We start from the raw sequence: 21,319 nt of genomic DNA, 5'->3' as shown, positions 1-21,319 counted from the left end.
TTCGTGTCTCGAACAACCGAGCGCCAGGCTCTCGTCATCGGCGCTTCGCGCGGCCTGGGACTGGCCCTGGCCGAGGAGCTCACCCGGCGCGACTGGCAGGTCGTCGCCACCACGCGCCAGAGCGGAGGCGATCTTCAGGAGAAGGCCGACGCCTCGAACGGGCGGCTGCGGGTCGAATCACTGGAGATGACCAGCGACGAGCAGCTCGCCGCCCTGCGTGAACGGCTCGACGGCACCAAGCTCGACCTGCTCTTCGTCAACGCCGCGATCGACCGCGGGAATCTGCCGATCACCGAGGTCTCCACCGAGACCTTCGCCGAAGTCATGATCACCAACGCGTTGCGCCCGCTGCGCACCCTGGAAGCACTTCGCGACCTGGTCGTACCTGGTGGCACCGTCGCGGTCATGTCGTCGAGGCAGGGCAGCATCTCGCTGAACACGAGGCCGGGATTCGAGGCCTACAAGGCCAGCAAGGCCGCGCTCAACCAGTTGATGCGCAGCTACTCGACCCGGTACGCCGAGGACGGGCACACCAAGCTCCTCATCCACCCCGGCCACAACCAGACGCCGCTCGGCGGCTCCGGCGCTCCTCTCACCGCCGCGGAGAGCATGCCTGCCGTCGTCGACGTCCTCGAAGCGCAGGCGGGCGCACCCGGTCTGCAGTTCTTGGATCTCTACGGCGAAATCGTGCCCTGGTAGGTCACATCTCCGCTTCGGGATCCGTCAGACCGGTATGGAAACCCGCATCCCGAACCCCGCCCTGTCGAACCCCGCCACCCTGAAAGCCTTGATCGCGTTGTCGGAATCGGCCGGCGACACCGGTGTCCCGAACACCACGCACTACCTCATGCACGTCCGCGCGAGCCAGATCAACGGCTGCAGCGGCTGCCTGGAGATGCACACCAAGGAAATGCGCAAGGCAGGCGAGTCCGACGAGCGCATCTTCACCGTGGCGGCGTGGCGCGACACCGCCTACTACACCGACGCCGAACGCGCGGCGCTCGCGCTGGCCGAGGCACTCACCCGGATCGCGGACCGGGCCGACCCGGTCGACGACGCGGTCTGGAACGAGGCGGCTCGTCATTACGACGAAAAGCAGCTCTCCAGCCTGGTCCTCTCGATCGCCGCCATCAACACCTGGAACCGGCTCAACGTCGCCACCCGGCAGATCGCCGGCGCCGCCTGACGGGCTATTCGGCCTGCCGTAGCTCCACACAGCACTCGGCCGCGCCGGGAACGAGGGCCGCTTCCACGTTCCCGGCGCGCACGCCGTTCAGGAAACCGGCCAAGAAGGCCTGGTTGATCCCGCAGACCAGGTCCGGGGCCTTCTCGGCCAGCGGATGGAACGGACAGTTCCGCAACCGGACGCAGGTCCTGCTGTCCCGGCTCGGTTCGAAGCCATAGCGGCGAAGCATCCCTTCGGCCACGGTGAGCGCACGTTCGGCACCGAGCCTGCCGGGCCGTGTCCGCGCGCGTTCCTCCTCACCCGCCGCGAAGCCCCGCTCCCCCGCGACGCGGCGGACGGCCTCCCTCGCCGTCTCACCGGTCTCCTCGGCGAGCACGGCCTCGGCGAGGATGTCCGCGAGCACCTCATGCCGCCGGGCGGGAAGCTGCACCTGGATGGTGTCGTCGACGGGTTCGTAGACCTTCGGCCTGCGCCCCACCTTCACCACCGGGCCCGCCGCGAAACCGAATCTGAGCAGCCCGGCGTCCACGAGTTTGTCGAGATGGAAGGCTGCGAGCTTGCGGGAGATCCCTACCGCGGCCGCCGCCTCGTCCCGGGTGACCGGGCGCCGCTCGCGCCGCGCGTAGGCGTACATACCCCGGCGAAGGTCGTCGTCGAGAGCCGCCACCGCGGCGATGGCGGGGACGTCGAGGCCGTCCGGATCGGGCACTGTCACGTACACCACGATATCGCCTATCTCAACCGACGGAACACTCTGGATCAGGGATCTACCATGTAAGATGAGCCCGCGGGTGACAAAACACCCAAAAGTCTTGGTTAAATAACCACTGGGGATCGCGTTCAGCCTAGGAGGCCCAATGTCCACTCCCGCCTTGCGCGTCGTGCACGAAACCGGGCCGGGGCCGGACCTGGCGGCCGCCGAGGCCGCGGCCGCCGATCTCCTCACCGCACTGGGCATCTCACTGGACTCCGAGAGCCTCCGCGGCACGCCGGGCCGGATGGCACGCGCGTACGCCGAGCTTTTCACCCCTCGCCCGTTCGACCTCACGACCTTCCCCAACGACGAGGGCTACGACGAACTCGTCCTCGCCAGGGGAATCCCGGTCCGGTCCGTCTGTGAGCACCACCTGCTGCCGTTCGTCGGCGTCGCGCACGTGGGTTACCTGCCCGGCGACCGGATCCTCGGCCTGTCCAAGCTGGCGAGGATCGTCGAGCATTTCGCCTGCCGTCCGCAGGTTCAGGAGCGCCTGACGAAGCAGGTCGCCGACTGGCTCGAAGAGCAGCTCGAACCCCGTGGCGTCGGCGTGGTGATCGAAGCAGAGCACTCGTGCATGACCTTGCGCGGTGTCCAGGCCGTCGGGTCCAGCACCGTCACCTCCACCCTGCTCGGCACACTCCGCGAAGACGCCCGTTCGCGGCAGGAATTCTTCGCCCTCACCGGCATCAACGGCTGACCGCGGGTTCTTCCGCGTAGGCCGCGGAGACGACCGCACGGTCGAACACCCGCCAGGTGAGCGCGGAAACGAGCACCGCCACCACGAAACCGGCCCAGTACGGCGTCGTCAGCCCGAATTTCGTCGCCACCGCACCGCCGAGCAACGCGCCGACGCAGTTGCCGCCCGCGATGATGAACAGGCTGGTGCTGCCGACCCGGCCGAGCATGTCCGGCGGGGTGAGCCGCTGACGCAGGGAGCTGGCGACGATGCCCCACAGCGCGCCGTGCACCCCGAACAGGAACAAGGTCACCCCGACGACCGGCGCGTTCGTGCTCGTCGCCAGCACAAGATGGGTCGCGGCTTCGATCAGCAAACCGATCCGCAACGTCCAGGTCGGCGTGCACCACGCGATCAGCCGGTCTCCGGTGACCGAGCCGAGCAGCCCGCCCACCGCCATGCAGGTGAACAGCAGGCCGTAGCCGACGGAACCCAGCTGGAGCCGCTCCTTCGCCAGCAACACCAACACCGAAGTCGCCGCGACCAGCGTCAGGTTCAGCATGCCGATCAGCCCGACCATGGTCCGCAGCAAACGCTGCCCGGCCAGCCACCGGAATCCCTCGGCCACCTCCGCCCGCATCGAGCGACGCACGACGGGCTCGCCGGGTTCGTCGCCGGGCCGCGAGCGATAGGCACCGGCGATGAGCCCGAGCAGCAGGGCGCTGACCGCGTACGTGCCGGCGTTGACGTAGAACGGGACACTCGCCGCGACGCCGAACAGGAATCCGCTCAGCGGACCGGAAAGCATGCCGTGGGCCAGCGTCGTCCCCGCGTACAGCCGCCCGTTCGCCCGCTCCAGCAACGACTTCGGGACGATCGCGGGCAGCATCGCCCCGCTCGCCGTCCGGAACACGACCTCACTGGCGTTGATCACGAAAAGGACGGCGTAGAGCAGGGCGATGCCGACGTTTCCCGCCGTGATCGCGACGGCCAGCAGCGCGACGGCGGGTACGCGGATCCAGTCCAGGGTGATCATCAGCTTCCGCCGGTCCACCCTGTCGACCAGCACCCCGCCCGGCAGCGAGAAGAGCAGCCAAGGCAACCACGCCACCGCGAATCCGCCCGAGACCACGAGCGGTTCGTCGGTGCGGGACGCGATCAGCAGCGGCGCCGCCACCGTCGCGAGACCACTGCCCAGCGCGGACGTCGTACTGGCCGCCCAGAGCTTCGCGTACCTGCCGTCGAGCCGCTCCCCCGTCATGAGATCCAACGTAGCGAGCGGTGACCGAACGGATGCGGAGTTTCACCCACAGCTGAGTACGCGCCCTCTAGACTGCCCTTCCGTTCGGCCTTGGGAGGGGACCACGAATGGTGCTGGTACGCGATGTCAATCCGTCGATCCTGCTGATGAACAAGGCGCCTGGCATGAAGCCGGGCCCCTACCTGCCGCGGGACATCGACCAGCAGCTCATCACGGCGCTCAGGTCCGACAGCCGGTTCACCCTCGTCGTCCACGAGGTCTACTCGGGTGCGAGGCGATCGGCATTGCAAGCCCTGACCGTGACGCATCCCGGAATGGAATTGGTCATCGAGCCGGAGATCGACGATCTCCTGTCTGATCGGTACCACGGACCGGCGGCGCTCTGGCTCGACCAGAAACTCCCCCAGACCCTCGGACGCGCCCCCACCGCGGTGGCCAAGTGGCTGGAGATCGATCACCGGCGCCGGCTGCTGGGTCTCGTCGACGCGAGCCAGTACGAACACCCGGAACTCCGCGCGGCGATCGATCAGCTCGCGCCGACGGTCTTCCACATCGGCCCGGAACTCTCCGCCCAGGAACGCGTGAGGGCCGAGAAGATGTTCCCCGGGGCGGGCCCCCTCCGCACGATCGACGAGATCGCCGCCGCGTCGAAACCCGCCGCGTCCGAGCACGCCGATCCGGATCCGTTCGCCGCCCACGTCGCCGATTACCGGCCCGACACCGACGACGGCGTCGACCGCCTCGGCATCGGCACCGACGTGCGCATGCTCGCCGACCTGGTGGTCTCACGCATGATCACCCCTCCCCTGTCCATCGGCCTGTTCGGCAGCTGGGGTTCGGGCAAGAGCTTCTTCATGCGGCAGATGCAGCTGCGCGTCCGCGAGCTCGCCGATTCCGCGCGGACGGCCGAAACCGAGGCGGGCGCGCACGGGAAGTCCGTGTCCTCCTACTGTTCGAGTGTCCGCCAGATCAGCTTCAACGCCTGGCACTACAGCGAAGCGAACCTCCTCGCCAGCCTCGCCACGCATATCTTCGACAACCTCGCCGCGAGCGGCGCCGAGAACGACCTTCAGCGCCAGGCCGACCTGCTCGCCGAACGCCGCAAGACAGAGAAGACCCTGCTCGGCAGGCTCAGCGCGGTCCGCCTCGAACGCAGAACCCTGACGGCCCAGCAGAAACAAGCGAAGCGAAGGCGACGGAAGCCGCGCGAATACGTCCTCGCGGTGTTCGACAGCCTCACTGAGGCGGACAAGGCGTGGATCGCGTCCAGGATCGGTGTCGACCAGCCGACCGCCGAGGATCTCGAACGCCTCGCGCAGGAGACCGGTGGGCTGCGTTCGGACGTCGCCGAATTCTGGCGACGCCTGCGGCAGGATCCGGTTCCGCTGCTGATCCTGATCGGCGGGCTGGTGACGGTCCTGGTGGTCACCTTGCTCGTCGGCCGGTCACAGGTCTCCGGAGTGCTCGGCGGGCTCACGCTGGTGAGTTCCGCGCTGACGGTCGTCCTGCGGATGCGCGCCAGCGCGGACCGGATCCACCAGGCGCTCGACAAACTCGGCGGTCCGTCCGAAGAGGACGAAGAAACCGAGCGGCGCCTGGCCGAACTGGACGCGGAATCCGACCGGCTCGAAAAGGCGGTCGCCGAACTCGCGCCGGGGCTGGACCTCGTGGCGTTCGCCGAGTCCCGGGTCTCGGACTACGTCGAGCATCTGGGCGTGGTCTCCTTGCTGCGCAAGGATCTCGAAACGTTCGCGACGATGCTCGCCGAGGTCCCGCACGGTTCCGGCAAGATCGAACGGACCGTTCTCTACATCGACGACCTCGACCGCTGCCCGCCCAAGGTCGTCGTCCAGGTCCTCGAAGCCATCCATCTCCTGCTGGCCCTGCCCGTGTTCGTCGTCGTGGTGGGCGTCGACTCCCGATGGCTCAAGAAGGCCGTCGAGCAGCACTACGAGGAGATGCTCGGCGACGACCCGGAAACCTTCGCCGAGAGTTACCTCGAAAAGATCTTCCAGGTGCCGTTCACGTTGTCCCCCATGGACGATCCAGGGTTCGCGGGGCTCGTGCGCGGGCTCGCCGACACCGAGGTCCAGGACTCCACCCCGGCGCCCGCACCCGCCGGAACGGATCAGGCCACCGGTGGCCGCTCTCCGGCCGCGATCGGTTCTCGTCCTCGCGCGGAAGCACCGCGACCGTCGTCCGAACAGTCCACAATAGACGTCCGCCCTCCTCGCTTGGTGATCTCGGCGCAGGAGCTGGACTTCCTGCCGACGCTGGCCCCGCTCGTCCGGTCCCCTCGGGCCGCGAAACGGCTCCTGAACCTGTACCGCCTGCTGCGGGCACGGTTCGCCGGAGAAGACCTCGCGGAGTTCCTCTCCGACGGTGACCGTGAGGCGCCGTTCCGCGCGGTGCTGGTGCTGCTCGCGGTCCACGTCGGACATCCGGACGCCGTCCGGTGGTTCGCCTCCATCGAGGGAACCGACCCCGACGACAAGGCCGTCGAGATCGTGTCGTCGATGAACGACCACGAACTGCGGCCGAAGCTCGAACGCGGCCTGTCCGGCGAAGCGTGGCCACTGCTGGCCGGGTCCTATCAGCGCTGGCTGCCGTTGGTGAACCGGTTCTCGTTCGCCCGCGACCGCTCGATGTCGGGCCCGCGGTAGAGCCGCTCCGGGATCTTCGCCAGCGTCGACGGATGGACCTGCGGGCCGAGGCCGTAGAGCTTCTGGAAGCTCATGATCAGCGGCCGCCACCGGTCGGGGTCGATCCGGTCTTCGGTACCCGGCATCCGCACGTCGTCGTGGACGTGGACGCGCTGGACGCGCACCTCGAACACGAGCACGCCGCCGCGTTGTTTCGGATCGTCTTCGGCGAGGGGATGGACGGCCTCGACGACGGCCTCCATCGTCACCGGGCATTCCGCGACACGGGGCGGCCGGACCGTCTCCGAAGCGACCGGGGTGAGCCCGGCGCGGGCGAACTTGTCCGGTTCGTGCCGGTAGCCGCGTTCGTACTTGCGGGACGGGACCGGATCCGATCCGGTGGTCAGCGCCAGCCGGTCGACGGCGGCCGCCAGCGCGTCGGAAGGGAGATTCAGAACACATTCGCGGTTGCGCATGAGATTCTGCGCGGTCTTGGATTTCGCGCCCAGCCCGAGCATGCCCCGCCAGCCGAGCCAGAACGCCGACGACATCGGGGCCAGGTTCACGGTGCCGGCCTGGTCGACCGTCGAGAGGAGCACCACCGGGGTGCCGAAGTAGAGGATTCCGGGCTCGATACGGGTGTGCGCGGCCTCGGCCGCCGTCGTGGAAACTGTCACGTTCGTCAGCTTCGCCGCCTCGCGTGCGGGAGGCTGGCGAGAATCGGACGTCGCGATCAACACCGTCGGCGGAGGGCGTCGCGCGGTCCGAACACTTACCCTCGTCCGAGACGGTTCCCTTGGGCGGACGCGAACCCGCGGTCGTTCGGAGTATTGCGTTCGGCCGATTGCTGGTAGGTTCGCCGAACTTGAACGACGAAGGAGGCGCCGGCAGCGGCCCGGTCAACACCCGAACGCGCGTGGTGAGGCGAATCGCATGCGAGACGATGTGGTCCAGGCGAGCTCGATTCTCGGGCATTCCCCCGGCCAGGTTTGGGAAGTGATCGGCGATCCCGAGTCCTACTCGAGGTTCGTCGCGGAGATCAGCTGGTGCGAGATCCAGCGTCCCGCCGAACGCGGACGCGGCCCGAAATGCCTTGTCCGGCTGGAACCGCGGCCAGGAACGCTCGTCGTCGGCGAGATCGAGGCGCGGGTCTGGCGGCCGGGCGAGCACGTCGTGTGGTGCGGCGTCGAGAACGACGGCATCTGGGTCTCGGTCGAGCTGCGGCAGCCCCCCGACGGTGGCACGGAACTCCTCGCGCAGCTGATGCTTCCGGCGCCGCACTCCCCTCTCGTGTCCGCCGCGTCCTTCAAACGCACCGTCCGCGCGGCGGCCCGGCGGATCGATCTGCACCTTTCGGGCCGGGCGGCGTCACCTCAGGACGAACCGGCGCACACCAAGGCCACCACGCTGCACACGGCGAGCACGCTGATCAAGGCAGGAGTGCTCGCGGCCGCGCGCCCGGACAAGATCGCGCGGCAGCTCACGTCGCTTTCGCAATGGGGCGCCACCGTCGCCGGCGGCTACTCGGCCAACGCCGCGCGGGTCCCCGAAGAAGTCGCGCTGCACGACGAACGCAACGTCCGGACGTTCAAGCAGACGGCCGATCGCAGCAATCAGCTCGCGAACGCGCTGGCGGCCCGCGGCGTCCGCGCCCGTGACCGGATCGCCTTGCTGTGCCGCAATCACGCGACGATGGTCGAGTCGCTGATCGCGTGCAGCAAACTCGGCGTGGACGCGATCCTGCTCAACACCGGCCTGTCCGCCGGCGCGGTCGCGGACGTGATCGGGCTGCACAAACCGGTCGCGGTGCTCGCCGACGACGAGTTCTCGCGGATCATCGCCGACATCCCCGGCGATTTCCTCCGGCTGTCCACCTGGCCGGAGACCGAGAACGGCTACCCGACGATCGACCAGTTCATCGCCGGGGTGCCCGCCACCAAACTCAAACCCGTGGACCGGATCGGCAGGCTCGTCGTCCTCACCTCGGGCACCACGGGAACCCCGAAAGGCGCACGACGGCCGACGCCGAAGGGACTGTCGACGTCGGCCGCCATGCTCGACCGCATTCCGCTGCACTCCGGGGACCGCTTCGTCGTGGCCGCACCGCTGTTCCACAGCTGGGGGCTCGCCGGGATGCAGATCGGGATGGCCGTGCGGGCTTCGCTGTCGCTGATCCGCCGGTTCGACGCCGAAGAGATCCTGCGGACCATCGCCGAACATCGGTGCGGTGTGCTGTTCGCCGTCCCCATCATGTTGCAGCGCATCCTCGACCTGCCCGAACGGATCCGCAGCCGCTACGACCTCTCGTCGCTGCGGATCGTCGCCAGCAGCGGATCCGCGCTGCCGGGCACGATCGTCACCGAGTTCATGGACACCTTCGGCGATGTGCTCTACAACTTCTACGGCTCCACAGAGGTTTCGTGGGCCAGCATCGCCACGCCGGAGGACTTGCGCGCGGCGCCGACCACCGCCGGCCGCTGCCCGCCCGGTACCCGTGTCGCCATCCTCGACGACGACCACAAGCGGGTCCCACCGGGCTGGGAGGGACAGATCTTCGTCGGCAACGACATGCTGTTCGAGGGCTACACCGACGGAGCCAGCGTGCCCCGCGCGGAGAACCTGATGGCGACCGGCGACGTCGGTTATCAGGACGCCGCCGGCCGCCTCTTCGTCACCGGCCGGGCGGACGAGATGATCGTGTCCGGTGGGGAGAACGTGTCCCCGCGCCCGGTCGAGGAGGCCATCGTCGCCCTGCCCGGCGTCCACGAGGCCGCCGTGATCGGCGTGCCGGATCGCGAGTTCGGGCAACGGTTCGCGGCGTACATCGTCCCGAAACGCGGCGCGCGGATGAGCGCGGACGACGTCCGCGCCTACATCCACCACCGGCTGGCCCGCTTCGCTGTCCCGCGCGACGTGTACTTCGTCGAGGAGTTGCCCCGGAACGCGACCGGGAAGGTACTCAAGCGGTTACTACGGGACGAAACCTGGCCGATCGAGCAGTGAGCTTTCCCGGAACTCGCGTGCTTGGAGGCGTATCACGCGTGATTGAGGGCGGAAGACGATGTTCCGCCCCCAATCACGCGAGTTCCGTCTCGGATCACGCGAGTTCCGCGCTCGAGTGCCGCTGCCGCAGGAGGAAGCGCTGGATCTTCCCGCTGGGCGTCTTGGGCAGCTCCGGCACGAAGCGCACCTCACGCGGGTAGGCGTGCGCGGCGAACCGGGTCTTCACCAACTGCTGCAGTTCGGAAACCAGGGCGGAATCGGCGGAAACGCCGTCGCGCGCCACCACGTAGGCCACGACCACTTCGCCGCGCAGTTCGTCCGGGACCCCGATCACGGCGCATTCGGCCACCGCGGGATGTTGCTGCAGAACGCTTTCCACGTCGAACGGGCCGATGCGGTAGCCCGCCATCAGGATGACGTCGTCATCTCGTGACGCGAAGGTCAGGTAGCCGGAGGCGTCCTTGGCGGCCACGTCGCCGGTGTAGTACCAGCGTCCGTCGGGGCTGAACCGCGCGGCGGTGCGCTCGGGCGCGTCGCGGTAGCCCCGGAACCACACCAGCGGACTCGCCGAGAGGTCCAGGGCGACGCGTCCGCGTTCTCCCGGCTCGGCGATCACGTCGGCGTCTTCTCGGAGGACCTCGACGGCGAAGCCCGGCAGGACGCGCCCCATCGAACCGGGTTTGACCTCCGAGCGGAGGTCCGGATGCCACGCGTTGCCGACCACCATGCCGAGCTCCGTCTGTCCATAGTGGTCGTAAACGCCGACGCCGAGCTTGGCTGACGCCCACTCCAGGACGTCCGGCGTCAGCGGTTCCCCCGCCGATGAACAGTGCCGCAGCCGGAGGCCGTCCGGCACCGGGGCGGCCGAGTTCCGGAGCGCGCGGTACACCGTCGGCGCGGCGGCGAAGTTGGTGACGCCGAACTTCTCCAGTACAGCCCAGGTCAGTTCGGCGGAGAAACCCGCGTGCAGCAACAGACTCCGCCTGCCGGTCGCCATCGGCGTCATGATCGCGTAGTACAGCCCGTAGGCCCAGCCAGGGTCTGCGGCGTTCCAGAAGACGTCGTCGGCGCGGACGTCGAGCGCGAAATCTTGGTACGCCTGGAAACCCGCGAGCGCGCGGAGGGGAATCGGGACGGCTTTGGGCGTGCCCGTGGTCCCGGAAGTGAACAGCTCGACCAAGACGCCGGCACCACCGGTCTCCGCGGATCCCGGCAGCGGCGCGGCGTCGGCCAGCATCTCGCGGAACGACAGGTCGCCGTCCTCGCCTTCTCCGACCACCACGGTCCGCCGCGACGGGTCGGCGGGCAGATCGGCGGACGGCGTCAGCTTCGCGCGCTGATCGGCGTCGGCGATGACGGCCTTCGTACCGTTGCCGGTGATACGCAGCGCGATGGCGGGCGGCGCGAACGCGGTGAACAGCGGGACGTGCACCGCGCCCAAGCGCCAGATCGCGAGCAGCGCCACCACGAGCTCCGCCGACTTGCCCATCAGTGTCGCCACCCGGTCCCCCGGTCCGACCCCGAGACCGAGCAGCGCCCCGGCGAAGCGTTCGGACCGCTCACGCAGCTCGCCGTAGGTGAGGTCCACACTGGTCAGATCCGCCTCGACCACGGTGAACGCGACCGCCTCCGCCGGATGCCGGTCGCACAACAGCGTCGCCGCACTGGCCCGCTCGTCGTCGTAGACCTCGAGCAACCGCCGGACGTGTGCTTCGGTCATCGTTTCTCCCGGGACGTGGCGAAGGCGTACAGTTCCGGAAATGGTGCGGGCGGGCCCGGCCCGCCCACCACCCCCGATCGAGGGGGATCACCGAGGAGGGTGAGCCGATGCCGGTCGACGACGCCCAGCTGCTCGGCGCGGTCTCGGACCTGCGCCAGGACACCGGCCTGCCGGTCGGTTTCGCCGGGATCGCCGGCACCTCACCGCGGATGCGGCTGACCGCGTTCCTCGGTAACCGGGGCACCGCGCTGAACGGCCTGTCCGTCCGCGCGGGCTGCGGCCTCGGCGGCAAGGCGCTCGCGCTGACCCGGCCGGTGGTCGCCAACGACTACCACCGCGCCACCACGATCAGTCACGACTACGACGAGCCGGTCCGCGACGAGGGGATCCACTCGGTGGTCGCCATCCCGGTGGTCGTGCGCCGTCGCGTCCGCGCCGTGCTCTACGGCGGCCTGCGCGACGAGGCGACCCTTTCCGACCGGACGATCACCGCCGCCCTGCACGCCGCGCGCGATCTCGAACAGACGTTGGCCGTCGAGGACGAGATCGAGCAGCGGCTGGCCGAGGCACGACCGCTGGCCGAACACCGCGAGGAGGCCGCTCCGCGCGAACGTCTTCGCGAGGTCTACGCGGAGTTACGGGCGCTCTCCGGCCAGATCGACGACAGCATTCTCCGCGACCGCCTCGACGCGGTGTGCGAGAACCTCACCGGCGCCGTTTCCTCCGCGCTGCGCCTGGCGCCGCGGGAGCTCGACACGGTCTCGCTCGTCGCGCTCGGGCTGACGAACGCCGAGATCGCGCACCGGCTGGGCCTGACCGCGGAGACGGTCAAGAGCTACCTGCGGGATGCGATGCGCAAACTCGACGCGACCTCGCGGCTGCAAGCCGTCACGCATGCGCGGCGGGCCGGCCTGCTCCCCTGACTCAACCCACGGGAACCGGCGAAACCGAGGAGATGCAGTACTTGTCGCCCGCCTCTCGCCGGACCTCCATCGTCCCGTTGTGGGGCTCAGTCCGGTCCAGGGTGCCGGTCATCGTCACCACGATCAGATCCGGGCTCGCCGCGCGAGGGTCCTTCGCGCTGAGCGACGCGTTGCGGTCGCCGTACTCCTTCGCGGCCTGACGGACCTTGTCCTTGGCCTCCGCACAGGCCGACTCGGCGGCCTTGTCGGGCTCGTCGCCGAACACCGCGAGGATGAACTTGCCTGCCAGCACCGGGCCCCAGTTGAGCTGCAACGGGGTCTGCGTCGCGTCGGCCGAGCTCGAAGACTTGCGGTCGCTCAGCAGGAAGCCGGGCGCGACGAACGCAAGGATCACGAAAACGACCACGACGAGCGCGCCACCGCCGGCGATCAAGCCGATCAGCAGCCCGTTGCCCTTCTTCGGCGGCGGGTATCCCTGCTGCGGGTACTGCTGTTGCGGATATTGCTGCTGGGGGTACTGCTGCTGCGGATGCCACTGCGGCCCTTGCGGTCCCTGCGGATACGACATCGACGGTTCCTTCCCCCGGCCAACCTGGTGCGCGAGGAATCTACCGTCCCCTTCGGACAGTCGAAAACCGGCTCCACCGCAGGTCCGGTCTCCCTAGAATCGACCCATGAGACGGCTGACCGTGGTGGTCTTCAACGGGGCGTCGCTCGGCGCGATGTCCTTCGCGTTCGGGGTGTTCGAGATGGCTTCGGCCTTCGGGGAGCTACCCGACCTCGACCTCAAGGTCGTCGGCGGTGAACCGGACACCGCGTTGCGAGGCGGCGGCCTGACCGTACCGGTCCCCGAAGACCTCGACGCGGTCCGGGACGCGGACCTGGTGCTGGTCCCCAACTGGCGGTCGCCGATGGAGGATCCGCCGGAAGCGGCGCTGGCGGCGCTCCGCTCGGCGCACGACCGTGGTGCCCGGGTGGCCGGACTGTGCAGCGGAGCCTTCGTGCTGGCCGCCGCCGGGCTGCTCGACGGGCGCCCCGCGACCACGCACTGGGCGATGGCGCCGCTGCTCGCGGCCCGGTTCCCCGCCGTCCGGCTCGACGAGTCGGTGCTCTACATCGACGACGGCGACATCCTGACCGCGGGCGGTGGCGCGGCGGGGATGGACCTCGGCTTGCACCTGATCCGCTCCTGGTGCGGCGCGGAGGTGGCGAACCGGCTGGCGAAGGGCATGGTCGTCCCGCCGCATCGGCCGGGCGGGCAGGCGCAGTACATCGAATCGCCGATGCCGGAACTCGACGAGGGCGACCCGGTGTCGGAGACGGTGGCCTGGGCGCTGACCAGGCTGGACACGGCGCTCCCGGTCGACGAACTCGCCAGGCGGGCGCATATGAGCAGGCGCAACTACGACCGCCGGTTCCGCGAGATCACCGGCGCCGCGCCCGGCACTTGGCTCACGCATCAGCGGGTCATCCGGGCGCAGCAGTTGCTCGAATCCACTGATCTCCCGGTCGACGAGATCGCCAGGTACTGCGGGTTCTCCTCGTCGGCCGCGCTCCGGCCGCATTTCCGCCGCCAGGTCGGGGTCACGCCGGTGTCGTATCGGGAGACGTTCGGGACCAGGCTGGGCGTGCCGGAACCCATGCTGTCCTGACCGGACTGTCTCAAAACTGTCCCGGGTTGGCGAAAACACCACTCACGGCAGGCGCCGCGCTCCGGCCACGATCAGGACATGACCGAAAACAGCCGTTCCTTCCTCAACCGCCGGTCCATGCTCACCCTCGGCGCGGGGGCCGCGGCCGCGCTGGTGGCCTCGGGTGGCGTGGCCGAGGCGAGCAGGCCCGCCGCCACCGACGCCGAACTCGCGCGGTCGCTGCCCGGTGGCTTCCGCAGCGAGTACGCCCAGGTCAACGGGGTCCGGCTGCATTACGTCGCCGGCGGCCGGGGTGAGCCGCTGATCCTGCTGCCGGGCTGGCCGGAGACCTGGTGGCAGTACCGCAAGGTCATGCCGGAGCTGGCGAAGCGGTATCGCGTGATCGCCGTCGATCTGCGGGGTATGGGCGGCTCGGACAAGCCACAGGGCGGGTACGACAAGAAGACGATGGCCCGCGACATCTTCGAGCTCGTCCGCGCGCTGGGCCACCGGCAGGCGCACATCGCCGGGCACGACATCGGCGCCATGGTCGCGTTCGCCTTCGCCGCCAACCACGCCGACGCCACGAAGACCGTCACGCTCATGGACGTCTCGCACCCCGACGAAAGCCTGTACCAGCTCCCGATGCTGGCCCCACCCGGGCAGCCGGTGAACGTCTGGTGGTTCGCCTTCAACCAGGTCGCGACGCTGCCCGAGCAGCTGCTGACCGGCCGGTCGCGTTTCCTCGTGGACTGGATGTTCGACCACCTGGCGGCCGACCCGGCCTCGATCGGGAGCCGGGACCGGGCGATCTACGCCGCCGCGTACGACCGCCCGGACGCCATCCGCGCCGGGAACGGCTGGTACCAGGCGTTCGGCCAGGACATCGAGGATCAGAAGGCGTACGCGAAGATCACCGCGCCGATGCTGGGGCTGGGCTCGGAGTTCAACTACGACTACCTCGCCGCGGTCCTGCCGTCGAAGGCGGCCGACGTCCGGGTGCGGAAGGTCTCCGGTTCCGGCCACTTCGTCGCCGAGGAGCAGCCGCGGACGGTCATCGACGAATTGCGGACCTTCCTCGGGTGAGGCGTATACCCCGAATGGGTCAACGCCGCGCGCCGAACGACCCGATTCACTCGGTCAGGTGAAAGACGCGGCGAGGCGTCATTCTCGCGGCGAGGGCCCCTCTTCTCTGGTGTGTCGGTACCGGCCGGGCAGCCCCCCGAACGGCCGGTACCGACATGGAAGTTCAGCTCAACCGATCCACCAGCGGGCCTTGTAGATCCACGCGCCGTGCAGCGCCAGCTCGGCGCGTGGAAAGGCCAGCCGGACGGTGTCCGTGCACCAAGTGCACAAGTGGCCCTCCTGCACGGAGGCCGTCAGGATCTGGCCGGTCCGCGGATTCGTCGACACGCTCTTCACATGCGGCCGGTCGATCTCCCGCGCACCCGCGTAGCGCTGGGTGAACCCGCCACTCGTCTTCGAGAACCGGTACACCCCCGCCTCCGTCGTCACCCACAGCAGGTCCGGCCGGTTCGGGACCGGCTGGAGGTCGTGCCCGCCCTTGGTCGGCACCGGGACGGACCGCTGCTCGGTGAGCACCGGAGCGGCGGGCGTCCCGCCGACGCTCAACGCGACGAGCGCGTCGGTGCCCAGGGCCCACAACACGTTCCGTCCGGCGTCCCACACCACGCCGTGCGCCCCCACCAGCCGGTATTCGGCGTAGGTCGTCGAGCGCTGCCCCTGCGAGGCGGTGTAGACCCGCACCCAGCCGCCGGTGCTGGCCGCCACCGCGACGTTCCCGTCCGGCAGCAGTTCGATGCTGTGCGGATTGGCAGGGCCGCCCACGTTCGCGGCCCAGTACGCCCGATCGCCCGCCGGATACGGCACAACGGCCGCGAAACCACCCGACGCCGACGTCAGGAGGTACTTCTCGCCGCCTCGTTCGGCGAGCTTCGCGTCGCTCGGATTGCTCCAAGAGCCGGCCAGATCCGCCAGCCCGTTGGCGGCGTTCGGCGCCCACGCCCAGCTCACCTTCCGCTCTCGCCAGGAGGCCCGGTCGGCGGGCAGGACCAGGATGCGCTTGGACGCCTGTTCGGTGATGACGATCGAGCCGCGATCGCGCCCGGTGGCGTCCGCGTCCGCCACCGCCGGCGCGGACGCCGCGACCGAAAGGCCGGCGATGGCCAGCGCCACCAAGGATTTCCGCATGATCTTCATACCCAGAACCGAACCCGTCCGGGATGACGGGTGGGTGGCGGCGATCGGAAACGTGGATGTCGACGAGGTGACCTGCTCAGAGGCTGGCTTCGGACTGCCGGAACAGCACTTCGCCGAGCGGACGGCGTGCCGTCATCGGAGCTGGGCGGCCGTACCCGAAGCGCAGCACGGCGTGCGGGCGGCCGAGGTCGGCGAAGACCCGGTCCATCGCCGCCCGGGTCTCCGGGGTTTCGAACGGCCTGCCGACGAACGAGGTCGCGAGACCGGCGGCCGTCGCGGTCAGCAGTACCCGCTGCAGCACCATTCCCGCCCGCAGATCCGCGGCGGGCCCGCCGGCTGCGGTGAGGACCGCGCCGAGCACCGGCTCACCGCCTTCGGGTTCGGCGGCGATGAAGGACTCCTGCGCGGGAATGCCGTGCGGCGACGGCGGTCTGGTCGGCGCCTGGACACCGTCCGGCGCGTGGGCCGTCCGCCGCGTCCACAGCGCGACCTCGGCCTGGAACGCGCCGTTGCGCGCCTGCGCGGCCTCGGCCCGGTGCAGTACGCGCGCGACCGCGTTCGCCCGGTCGCCGCGGCCGAACAGTTCCAGCAGCCCGCCTTCCACCAGCGCGGCCGCGCGCAACGTCGTCCGCGCCCAGACCGGCACCGGCCAGTCCGCGAACGGACGGCGGTTCGTGTGACGGCGGAAGACGACTTCGGCCAGCTTCCGTTCCTCCGGCGACGAGAACCGGTCGCCGCCGATCACGAGTTCGGCGAGCAGGTCCGGCCCCTCCGGCTTCGGGACCAGCCGCAGCGAGACGGTCTTGCCGTTGGACCGCAACGAAACGATCAGGTTGAACAACGCCGCGCCGCACGAAAGCCGCGCCTCGCGCGCGTCCGGGTCGGCGATCCGCAGCACCCTGGCTCGATCGAGCCACACCTCGATCCGCCCCTGGTCGACGACGAACCGCCACGGCTGGGTGTTGAGCGGGGACGGCGCACGGACGGCGGCCGCCACCGCCTGGTCGACATGGGTCGGTAACGGGATCATCGTGGGCTCCGAGGGAAGGGGATTGATCCACCATCGGCCGGGGTACCCGGCGACCGCAACGGCCGCCGGTCACGAATTCCGAGGACTTTCGCCCCCGATTCACCCGGGAGCGAGGACTTAGGACCCTGTGCCACGGACGGCCGCGATGAGAGCCTCGATGACCGGAACGGAGCCCACGATGACGGACAAATGGACGATCGACGTGTCCCTGCAGCACGAGCCGTACCGGGTACGCGCGGAAGCATTGCTCCGTCTCGAGGACGGCGGCGAGTTCGTCGGCGTCGGAATCGCGGAGGCCGGGCTGAGAAACGGTCCGACGTCCCAGATCGGTTCCTATCTCGCCGTGACGCGGGCGCTTTCGGACCTCACCGCGGAACTGCTGGAGACCGTCGCCTCCGACGTCGCCCGCTCGATCGAAGTCGACGGGCTCCTCGCCACGCAGTCGACGAACTGAATCCCGGTCAGCGCAAGGGGGCGGACCAGTCGATCCTGGTTCCGCCCCCTTCGCGCGTCTCCGCCCGGAACGTCCCGCCCGCCTTCTCCGCGCGATCACGCAGATTCCGCAGCCCGCCGAAACCACCGGATTCGCCGATCCCGGTGCCGTCGTCGGTGACCACGATCCGCAGGACGTCGTCCTTCACCGCGACGCTCACCGAAACGCCGCTCGCCCGCGCGTGCCGGACCACGTTGCCGACCGTCTCCCGCACCACGGCTTCGGCGTGTTCGGCGAACGGGAGCGGGATCGAGTCGAGTGGCCCGGACAGGCTGACCGTCGGATTCAGTGGCGTGTCGTCGGTCAGTTCGGTGATCGAGTCGTAGAGGCGATGCCGCAGCCGCACCCCCTGCTGGCCCGCCTCGCCGCCGTGGAGGTCGAAGATCGCCGTGCGGATCTCGTGCACGATCTCGTGCATCTGGTCGATGCTCTCGCCGATCCGCCGCCGCAGTTCCGGCGAATCCGCGCGGCGGTGGGTGCTCTGCATGGCGAGACCGACCGCGAACAGCCGCTGGATGACGTGGTCGTGCAGATCCCTGGCGATCCGGTCCCGATCGGCGAGCACGTCGAGTTCCCTGGCGGTGCGCTGTCGCGCGGCCAGCTGGAGCGCGAGCGCGGCCTGGTCGGCGAACGAGGCCACCACCGGCAGCTGGGCGAGCTCGAACGGGACCGCGCCCGGATTCCGCACCGCCATCAGCACCCCGGACGTCCGTTCCCGCGCGCGGAGCGGCACGACGAGCGTCGGGCCGAGCCCGATCTTCCCTTCGGGGCCGAGTACCAGTTCCGGCACGCTGCGCGGGGTCCGGTCGCGGTAGACCGCCCCCGGCAACGACGTGGCGACGCTGATCCGCACCCCGGTCAGCTCCGCCGCCCGCGCGCCCGCGCAGACGGCGATGATGAGCTCGCCGGCCTCGTCCTCGCCGTCCGGGCTGACGTCGAGCCTGCCGGGACCGGGCAATGCCAGCAAGGTGAGATCGGAGCCGGTGAGTTCGAGCGCCCGGCCGGCGATCAGGTTGAGCGCGTCGACGGGGTCGGTGCCGCCCAACAGTTCCGTGGTGACTTCGCTGGTGGCCGCCTGCCACCGCTGGCGGATCCGCGTCTGCTCGTACAGGTGGGCGTTCTCGATCGCTATCCCGGCCGCGGCGGCGAGCGCCTGGACGACCACCTCGTCGTCGTCGGTGAAACTTTCCCCGCGTTTCTCGGTCAGGTAGAGATTCCCGAACACCTCGTCGCGGACCCGGATGGGCACGCCGAGGAACGAGCGCATCGGCGGATGGCACGGCGGGAACCCGACCGACGCGGGATGCCGGGAGATGTCGGCCAGGCGCACCGGTTTCGCCTCGTCGATGACGAAACCCAGCAGGCCGTGACCTTTCGGGAGATGCCCGATCTGTTCCTTCGTTTCGCCGTCGATGCCGTGATAGACGAATTCGGCGAGCGAACCGTCGTCCGCGATCACCCCGAGCGCGCCATAAGTGGCCTCGCCGAGATCGATCGCCGCCTGCACGATCCGGTGCAGCGTCGTGTCCAGCTCCAGCCCCGACGCGACCGCGAGCACCGCTTCGAGCAGGCCGTCCATCTTGTCGCGGGTGCCGATGAGCCGTTCGATGCGGTCCTGGAGATCCCGCAGCACCTCACGAACCTTCAGCTGGGACAGCGCGCCGGTGATCCGGTCGTCGCTTCCGCCCAGCCGGTCATGAGCCGACATCCTGCTCCGCCTCCGAAGATCGGGACGACTCCCGGCCGTGGTGACTTTCTCCTCTTTCGGCCCCGCACCGCGGGCGGGACCGTCTCATCAGACAACCGTATTGCCCGTGGCGCAGCGGCGGGGGAAACCATGACCATACAAGTCACCAGGGTCGGACGTTTGAACTCCGAACAGGTGAATTCCGTGCTCCGGTCGGCCATGCTGGCCCCGTCGACGCACAACACCCAGCCGTGGCTTTTCCGGTGCACCGGCACCGGAATCGAGGTGCACGCCGATCCGCGCCGTATTTTACCCGTCACGGATCCGGACGGACGCGAACTCGTGCTCTCGTGTGGCGCCGCCCTGTTCACCCTCCGGACGGCGATTCACGCACTGGGCTTCCATCCGGCGACGACCCTGATGCCCAGCCGCGCCGATCCCGATCTGCTGGCCGTCGTCCGTCCGCTCGCCGAACGCATGCCCGATCAGAAGGTCGTGCGGCTGGCCCGGGCGATCCCCCGCCGCCGGACCAACCGGCGGCCGTTCCTCTCCAGCGTCGTGCCCAAACCGACGCTCGCCGCGCTCCGCCACGCCACCGAACTCGAACACGCGTGGATGCCGAACCTCGACGCCGAGCAGTGCCGTCTCCTGCACGACCTCACCGCCCGCGCCCGCCGGGCGCAACTCGCCGACCCCGCCTTCCTCGCCGAACTCGGCCGCTGGACCGGACTGGGCGCGAGCACCCGCGACGGTGTGCCGTCCTATGCGATGGACGGCAGCCCCGCCGACGAAAGCTGGCTCCTCGACGAATTCGGCGAAGCGGCCGGTGATCCGCGGCCCGCCCCGCTCGTGGTGGCGATCGGATCGCTGACCGACGACCGGCTCGACCGGCTGCAGGCCGGCCAGGCCCTGCAACGGGTGCTGCTCACCGCGACCGCCTCGGGACTCGACGCGTCGTTCATCTCGCCGCCGATCATGGTCCGCGAGGCCCGTGCCGAACTGCGGCGGATCCTCGGCTGCGGGGTGTGGCCGCAGGTGCTGCTGCGGGTCGGCTACGGCTCGCCGCTGCCGTGGACGCCGCGCCGGCCGCTGGACGACGTGCTGCTCGATACGCTCATTTCCGCTTGAGCCGCGCGGCCCCGCCCTGTGTCATGAACGACCCTTTCAGGACATCCCGCACCTCGCGAATGTCAGGAAAGGGTCGTTCATGACATTTTTCGTCCTGAACGACCCTTTCCTGACATTCGGGACCGAGCGAGGATCGCGCCTCGAAGGCATCACTGCCGCCGCAGTTCCGTCGCCAGCACCGCCGCCTGAGTACGCCGCTGCATCCCGAGTTTCGTCAGCAACCGCGAAACGTAGTTCTTCACGGTCTTCTCGGCGAGGAACATCCGTTCGGCGATCTGCCGGTTGGTCAGCCCCTCGCCGATCAACTCCAGCAGCGTGCGTTCCTGGTCGGAGAGGCCGGCCAGGGGGCCCTTCTTGGCGGCGTCGTCGCGGAACTTCGCCATCAGCGTCGCGGCGGCCCTCGCGTCCAGCAGTGACCGGCCGAGACCGACCTCCTTGACCGCCGCCACCAGGTCCATCCCGCGGATGTCCTTGATGACGTAACCGCTCGCGCCCGCCATGATCGCGTCCAGCATCGCCTGCTCGTCGGTGTACGACGTGAGCATCAGGCATTTGAGTTCCGGCATCTTGGATCTCAGTTCCCGCGCGAGTTCGACGCCGTTGCCGTCCGGCAGCCGCACGTCGAGCACCGCGACGTCCGGCCGCAGCGCCGGGATCCTCGCCAGCGCTTGGGAAAAGGTCGCCGCCTGCCCGACGACGCACAGGTCGGCCTCCTCCTCGAGCATGTCCGCGACCCCTCGACGGACCACCTCGTGGTCGTCGACCAGAAACACCCGGAGCATTCCGACCTCCACGGTTCCCCCTCCTCGGCTGAGCGTACGGTGCACGGCCGGTCACTGCGACAGGCCAAAGGGCCCTGTTCGGCGCCCGTTCGAGTGGCTGCCGCCGTCCGGACCAGGTTCATTTGCATCATTCGAGTCAGGACGTTCTGTTCTTCCCGGAGCAGTCCCGCCGCTGCGACG

19 protein-coding genes are annotated in these 21,319 nt (G+C 69.5%); 10 read left to right on the top strand and 9 right to left on the bottom strand.

The features are described 5' to 3' along the window. Window positions 1–3 precede the first annotated feature (3 nt). Window positions 4–699, top strand: coding sequence for an SDR family NAD(P)-dependent oxidoreductase (locus ACSMFO_RS17285; RefSeq protein ID WP_073843601.1), 696 nt, complete (start codon window positions 4–6; stop codon window positions 697–699). 34 nt (window positions 700–733) lie between these two features. Continuing rightward, entirely contained in the window at window positions 734–1,186 is a 453-nt protein-coding gene (locus ACSMFO_RS17280) for a carboxymuconolactone decarboxylase family protein (RefSeq protein WP_395867242.1), read from the top strand. Window positions 1,187–1,190: 4 nt separating this feature from the next. Here the strand turns inward: ACSMFO_RS17280 and ACSMFO_RS17275 are convergent, their stop codons facing one another. Next, complete coding sequence (locus ACSMFO_RS17275) at window positions 1,191–1,907, bottom strand: helix-turn-helix transcriptional regulator (protein WP_436459602.1); 717 nt, start codon at window positions 1,905–1,907, stop codon at window positions 1,191–1,193. Window positions 1,908–2,043: 136 nt separating this feature from the next. Between ACSMFO_RS17275 and folE the strand changes: the two genes are divergently transcribed. Continuing rightward, window positions 2,044–2,640 (top strand): GTP cyclohydrolase I FolE, encoded by a 597-nt coding sequence (gene folE / locus ACSMFO_RS17270; RefSeq protein WP_038512743.1) that lies wholly within the window; start codon window positions 2,044–2,046, stop codon window positions 2,638–2,640. Here folE and ACSMFO_RS17265 read toward each other — a convergent pair. Continuing rightward, a complete protein-coding gene (locus ACSMFO_RS17265) occupies window positions 2,630–3,880 on the bottom strand; it encodes an MFS transporter (protein ID WP_436459526.1) in 1,251 nt (416 codons plus the stop codon). The two genes, folE and ACSMFO_RS17265, sit on opposite strands and share 11 nt — an antisense overlap. A 107-nt stretch (window positions 3,881–3,987) precedes the next feature. On the opposite strand from ACSMFO_RS17265, the gene ACSMFO_RS17260 reads away from it, so the two are divergent. Next, a complete protein-coding gene (locus tag ACSMFO_RS17260; RefSeq protein ID WP_436459525.1) occupies window positions 3,988–6,543 on the top strand; it encodes a P-loop NTPase fold protein in 2,556 nt (851 codons plus the stop codon). On the opposite strand, the gene ACSMFO_RS17255 is transcribed toward ACSMFO_RS17260, so the two are convergent. After that, complete coding sequence (locus ACSMFO_RS17255) at window positions 6,474–7,199, bottom strand: flavin reductase family protein (protein WP_038523255.1); 726 nt, start codon at window positions 7,197–7,199, stop codon at window positions 6,474–6,476. The genes ACSMFO_RS17260 and ACSMFO_RS17255 overlap by 70 nt on opposite strands. 256 nt (window positions 7,200–7,455) lie before the next feature. On the opposite strand from ACSMFO_RS17255, the gene ACSMFO_RS17250 reads away from it, so the two are divergent. Then, the gene (locus ACSMFO_RS17250; RefSeq protein ID WP_436459522.1) at window positions 7,456–9,525 is read left to right on the top strand and encodes an AMP-binding protein; all 2,070 of its coding nucleotides are present in this window, start codon (window positions 7,456–7,458) and stop codon (window positions 9,523–9,525) included. A 94-nt stretch (window positions 9,526–9,619) separates the two neighbouring features. Here the strand turns inward: ACSMFO_RS17250 and ACSMFO_RS17245 are convergent, their stop codons facing one another. Then, complete coding sequence (locus ACSMFO_RS17245; protein WP_436459521.1) at window positions 9,620–11,245, bottom strand: AMP-binding protein; 1,626 nt, start codon at window positions 11,243–11,245, stop codon at window positions 9,620–9,622. 107 nt (window positions 11,246–11,352) lie between these two features. On the opposite strand from ACSMFO_RS17245, the gene ACSMFO_RS17240 reads away from it, so the two are divergent. Beyond that, on the top strand, window positions 11,353–12,168 hold the full coding sequence (locus ACSMFO_RS17240; RefSeq protein WP_436459519.1) for a response regulator transcription factor: 816 nt from the start codon (window positions 11,353–11,355) through the stop codon (window positions 12,166–12,168). 1 nt (window position 12,169) lies between these two features. Here the strand turns inward: ACSMFO_RS17240 and ACSMFO_RS17235 are convergent, their stop codons facing one another. Next, the gene (locus tag ACSMFO_RS17235; RefSeq protein WP_436459517.1) at window positions 12,170–12,736 is read right to left on the bottom strand and encodes a hypothetical protein; all 567 of its coding nucleotides are present in this window, start codon (window positions 12,734–12,736) and stop codon (window positions 12,170–12,172) included. A gap of 106 nt (window positions 12,737–12,842) precedes the next feature. Between ACSMFO_RS17235 and ACSMFO_RS17230 the strand changes: the two genes are divergently transcribed. Both ACSMFO_RS17230 and ACSMFO_RS17225 read left to right on the top strand, forming a co-directional pair. After that, the gene (locus ACSMFO_RS17230) at window positions 12,843–13,820 is read left to right on the top strand and encodes a GlxA family transcriptional regulator (RefSeq protein WP_436459515.1); all 978 of its coding nucleotides are present in this window, start codon (window positions 12,843–12,845) and stop codon (window positions 13,818–13,820) included. A gap of 78 nt (window positions 13,821–13,898) precedes the next feature. Next, complete coding sequence (locus ACSMFO_RS17225; RefSeq protein WP_038512720.1) at window positions 13,899–14,885, top strand: alpha/beta fold hydrolase; 987 nt, start codon at window positions 13,899–13,901, stop codon at window positions 14,883–14,885. A gap of 168 nt (window positions 14,886–15,053) precedes the next feature. On the opposite strand, the gene ACSMFO_RS17220 is transcribed toward ACSMFO_RS17225, so the two are convergent. Together ACSMFO_RS17220 and ACSMFO_RS17215 are read right to left on the bottom strand one after the other, a co-directional pair. Further along, window positions 15,054–16,019 carry a DUF6528 family protein gene (locus tag ACSMFO_RS17220; protein ID WP_038512717.1) on the bottom strand — a complete coding sequence of 322 codons (966 nt, stop codon included), beginning with the start codon at window positions 16,017–16,019 and terminating at the stop codon, window positions 15,054–15,056. Window positions 16,020–16,095: 76 nt separating this feature from the next. Further along, on the bottom strand, window positions 16,096–17,049 hold the full coding sequence (locus ACSMFO_RS17215) for an Acg family FMN-binding oxidoreductase (RefSeq protein ID WP_038512715.1): 954 nt from the start codon (window positions 17,047–17,049) through the stop codon (window positions 16,096–16,098). Window positions 17,050–17,206: 157 nt separating this feature from the next. Between ACSMFO_RS17215 and ACSMFO_RS17210 the strand changes: the two genes are divergently transcribed. Next, a complete protein-coding gene (locus tag ACSMFO_RS17210) occupies window positions 17,207–17,503 on the top strand; it encodes a dsRBD fold-containing protein (RefSeq protein WP_038512712.1) in 297 nt (98 codons plus the stop codon). 7 nt (window positions 17,504–17,510) lie between these two features. Here the strand turns inward: ACSMFO_RS17210 and ACSMFO_RS17205 are convergent, their stop codons facing one another. Next, on the bottom strand, window positions 17,511–19,250 hold the full coding sequence (locus tag ACSMFO_RS17205; protein ID WP_436459513.1) for a GAF domain-containing sensor histidine kinase: 1,740 nt from the start codon (window positions 19,248–19,250) through the stop codon (window positions 17,511–17,513). Between the two features lie 129 nt (window positions 19,251–19,379). Here ACSMFO_RS17205 and ACSMFO_RS17200 point away from each other — a divergent pair, with 129 nt between their 5' ends. Continuing rightward, window positions 19,380–20,357, top strand: coding sequence for an Acg family FMN-binding oxidoreductase (locus ACSMFO_RS17200; RefSeq protein ID WP_148311521.1), 978 nt, complete (start codon window positions 19,380–19,382; stop codon window positions 20,355–20,357). A 149-nt stretch (window positions 20,358–20,506) separates the two neighbouring features. Here ACSMFO_RS17200 and ACSMFO_RS17195 read toward each other — a convergent pair whose 3' ends face one another. Then, the gene (locus tag ACSMFO_RS17195; RefSeq protein ID WP_073844624.1) at window positions 20,507–21,139 is read right to left on the bottom strand and encodes a response regulator; all 633 of its coding nucleotides are present in this window, start codon (window positions 21,137–21,139) and stop codon (window positions 20,507–20,509) included. Window positions 21,140–21,319 lie beyond the last annotated feature (180 nt).

The organism is Amycolatopsis sp. w19 (genome assembly GCF_051373225.1).
GTDB lineage: Bacteria > Actinomycetota > Actinomycetes > Mycobacteriales > Pseudonocardiaceae > Amycolatopsis > Amycolatopsis japonica.
The sequence above is the reverse complement of the archived record's forward strand: the minus strand, read 5'-3'. Positions and strand labels throughout refer to the sequence as shown.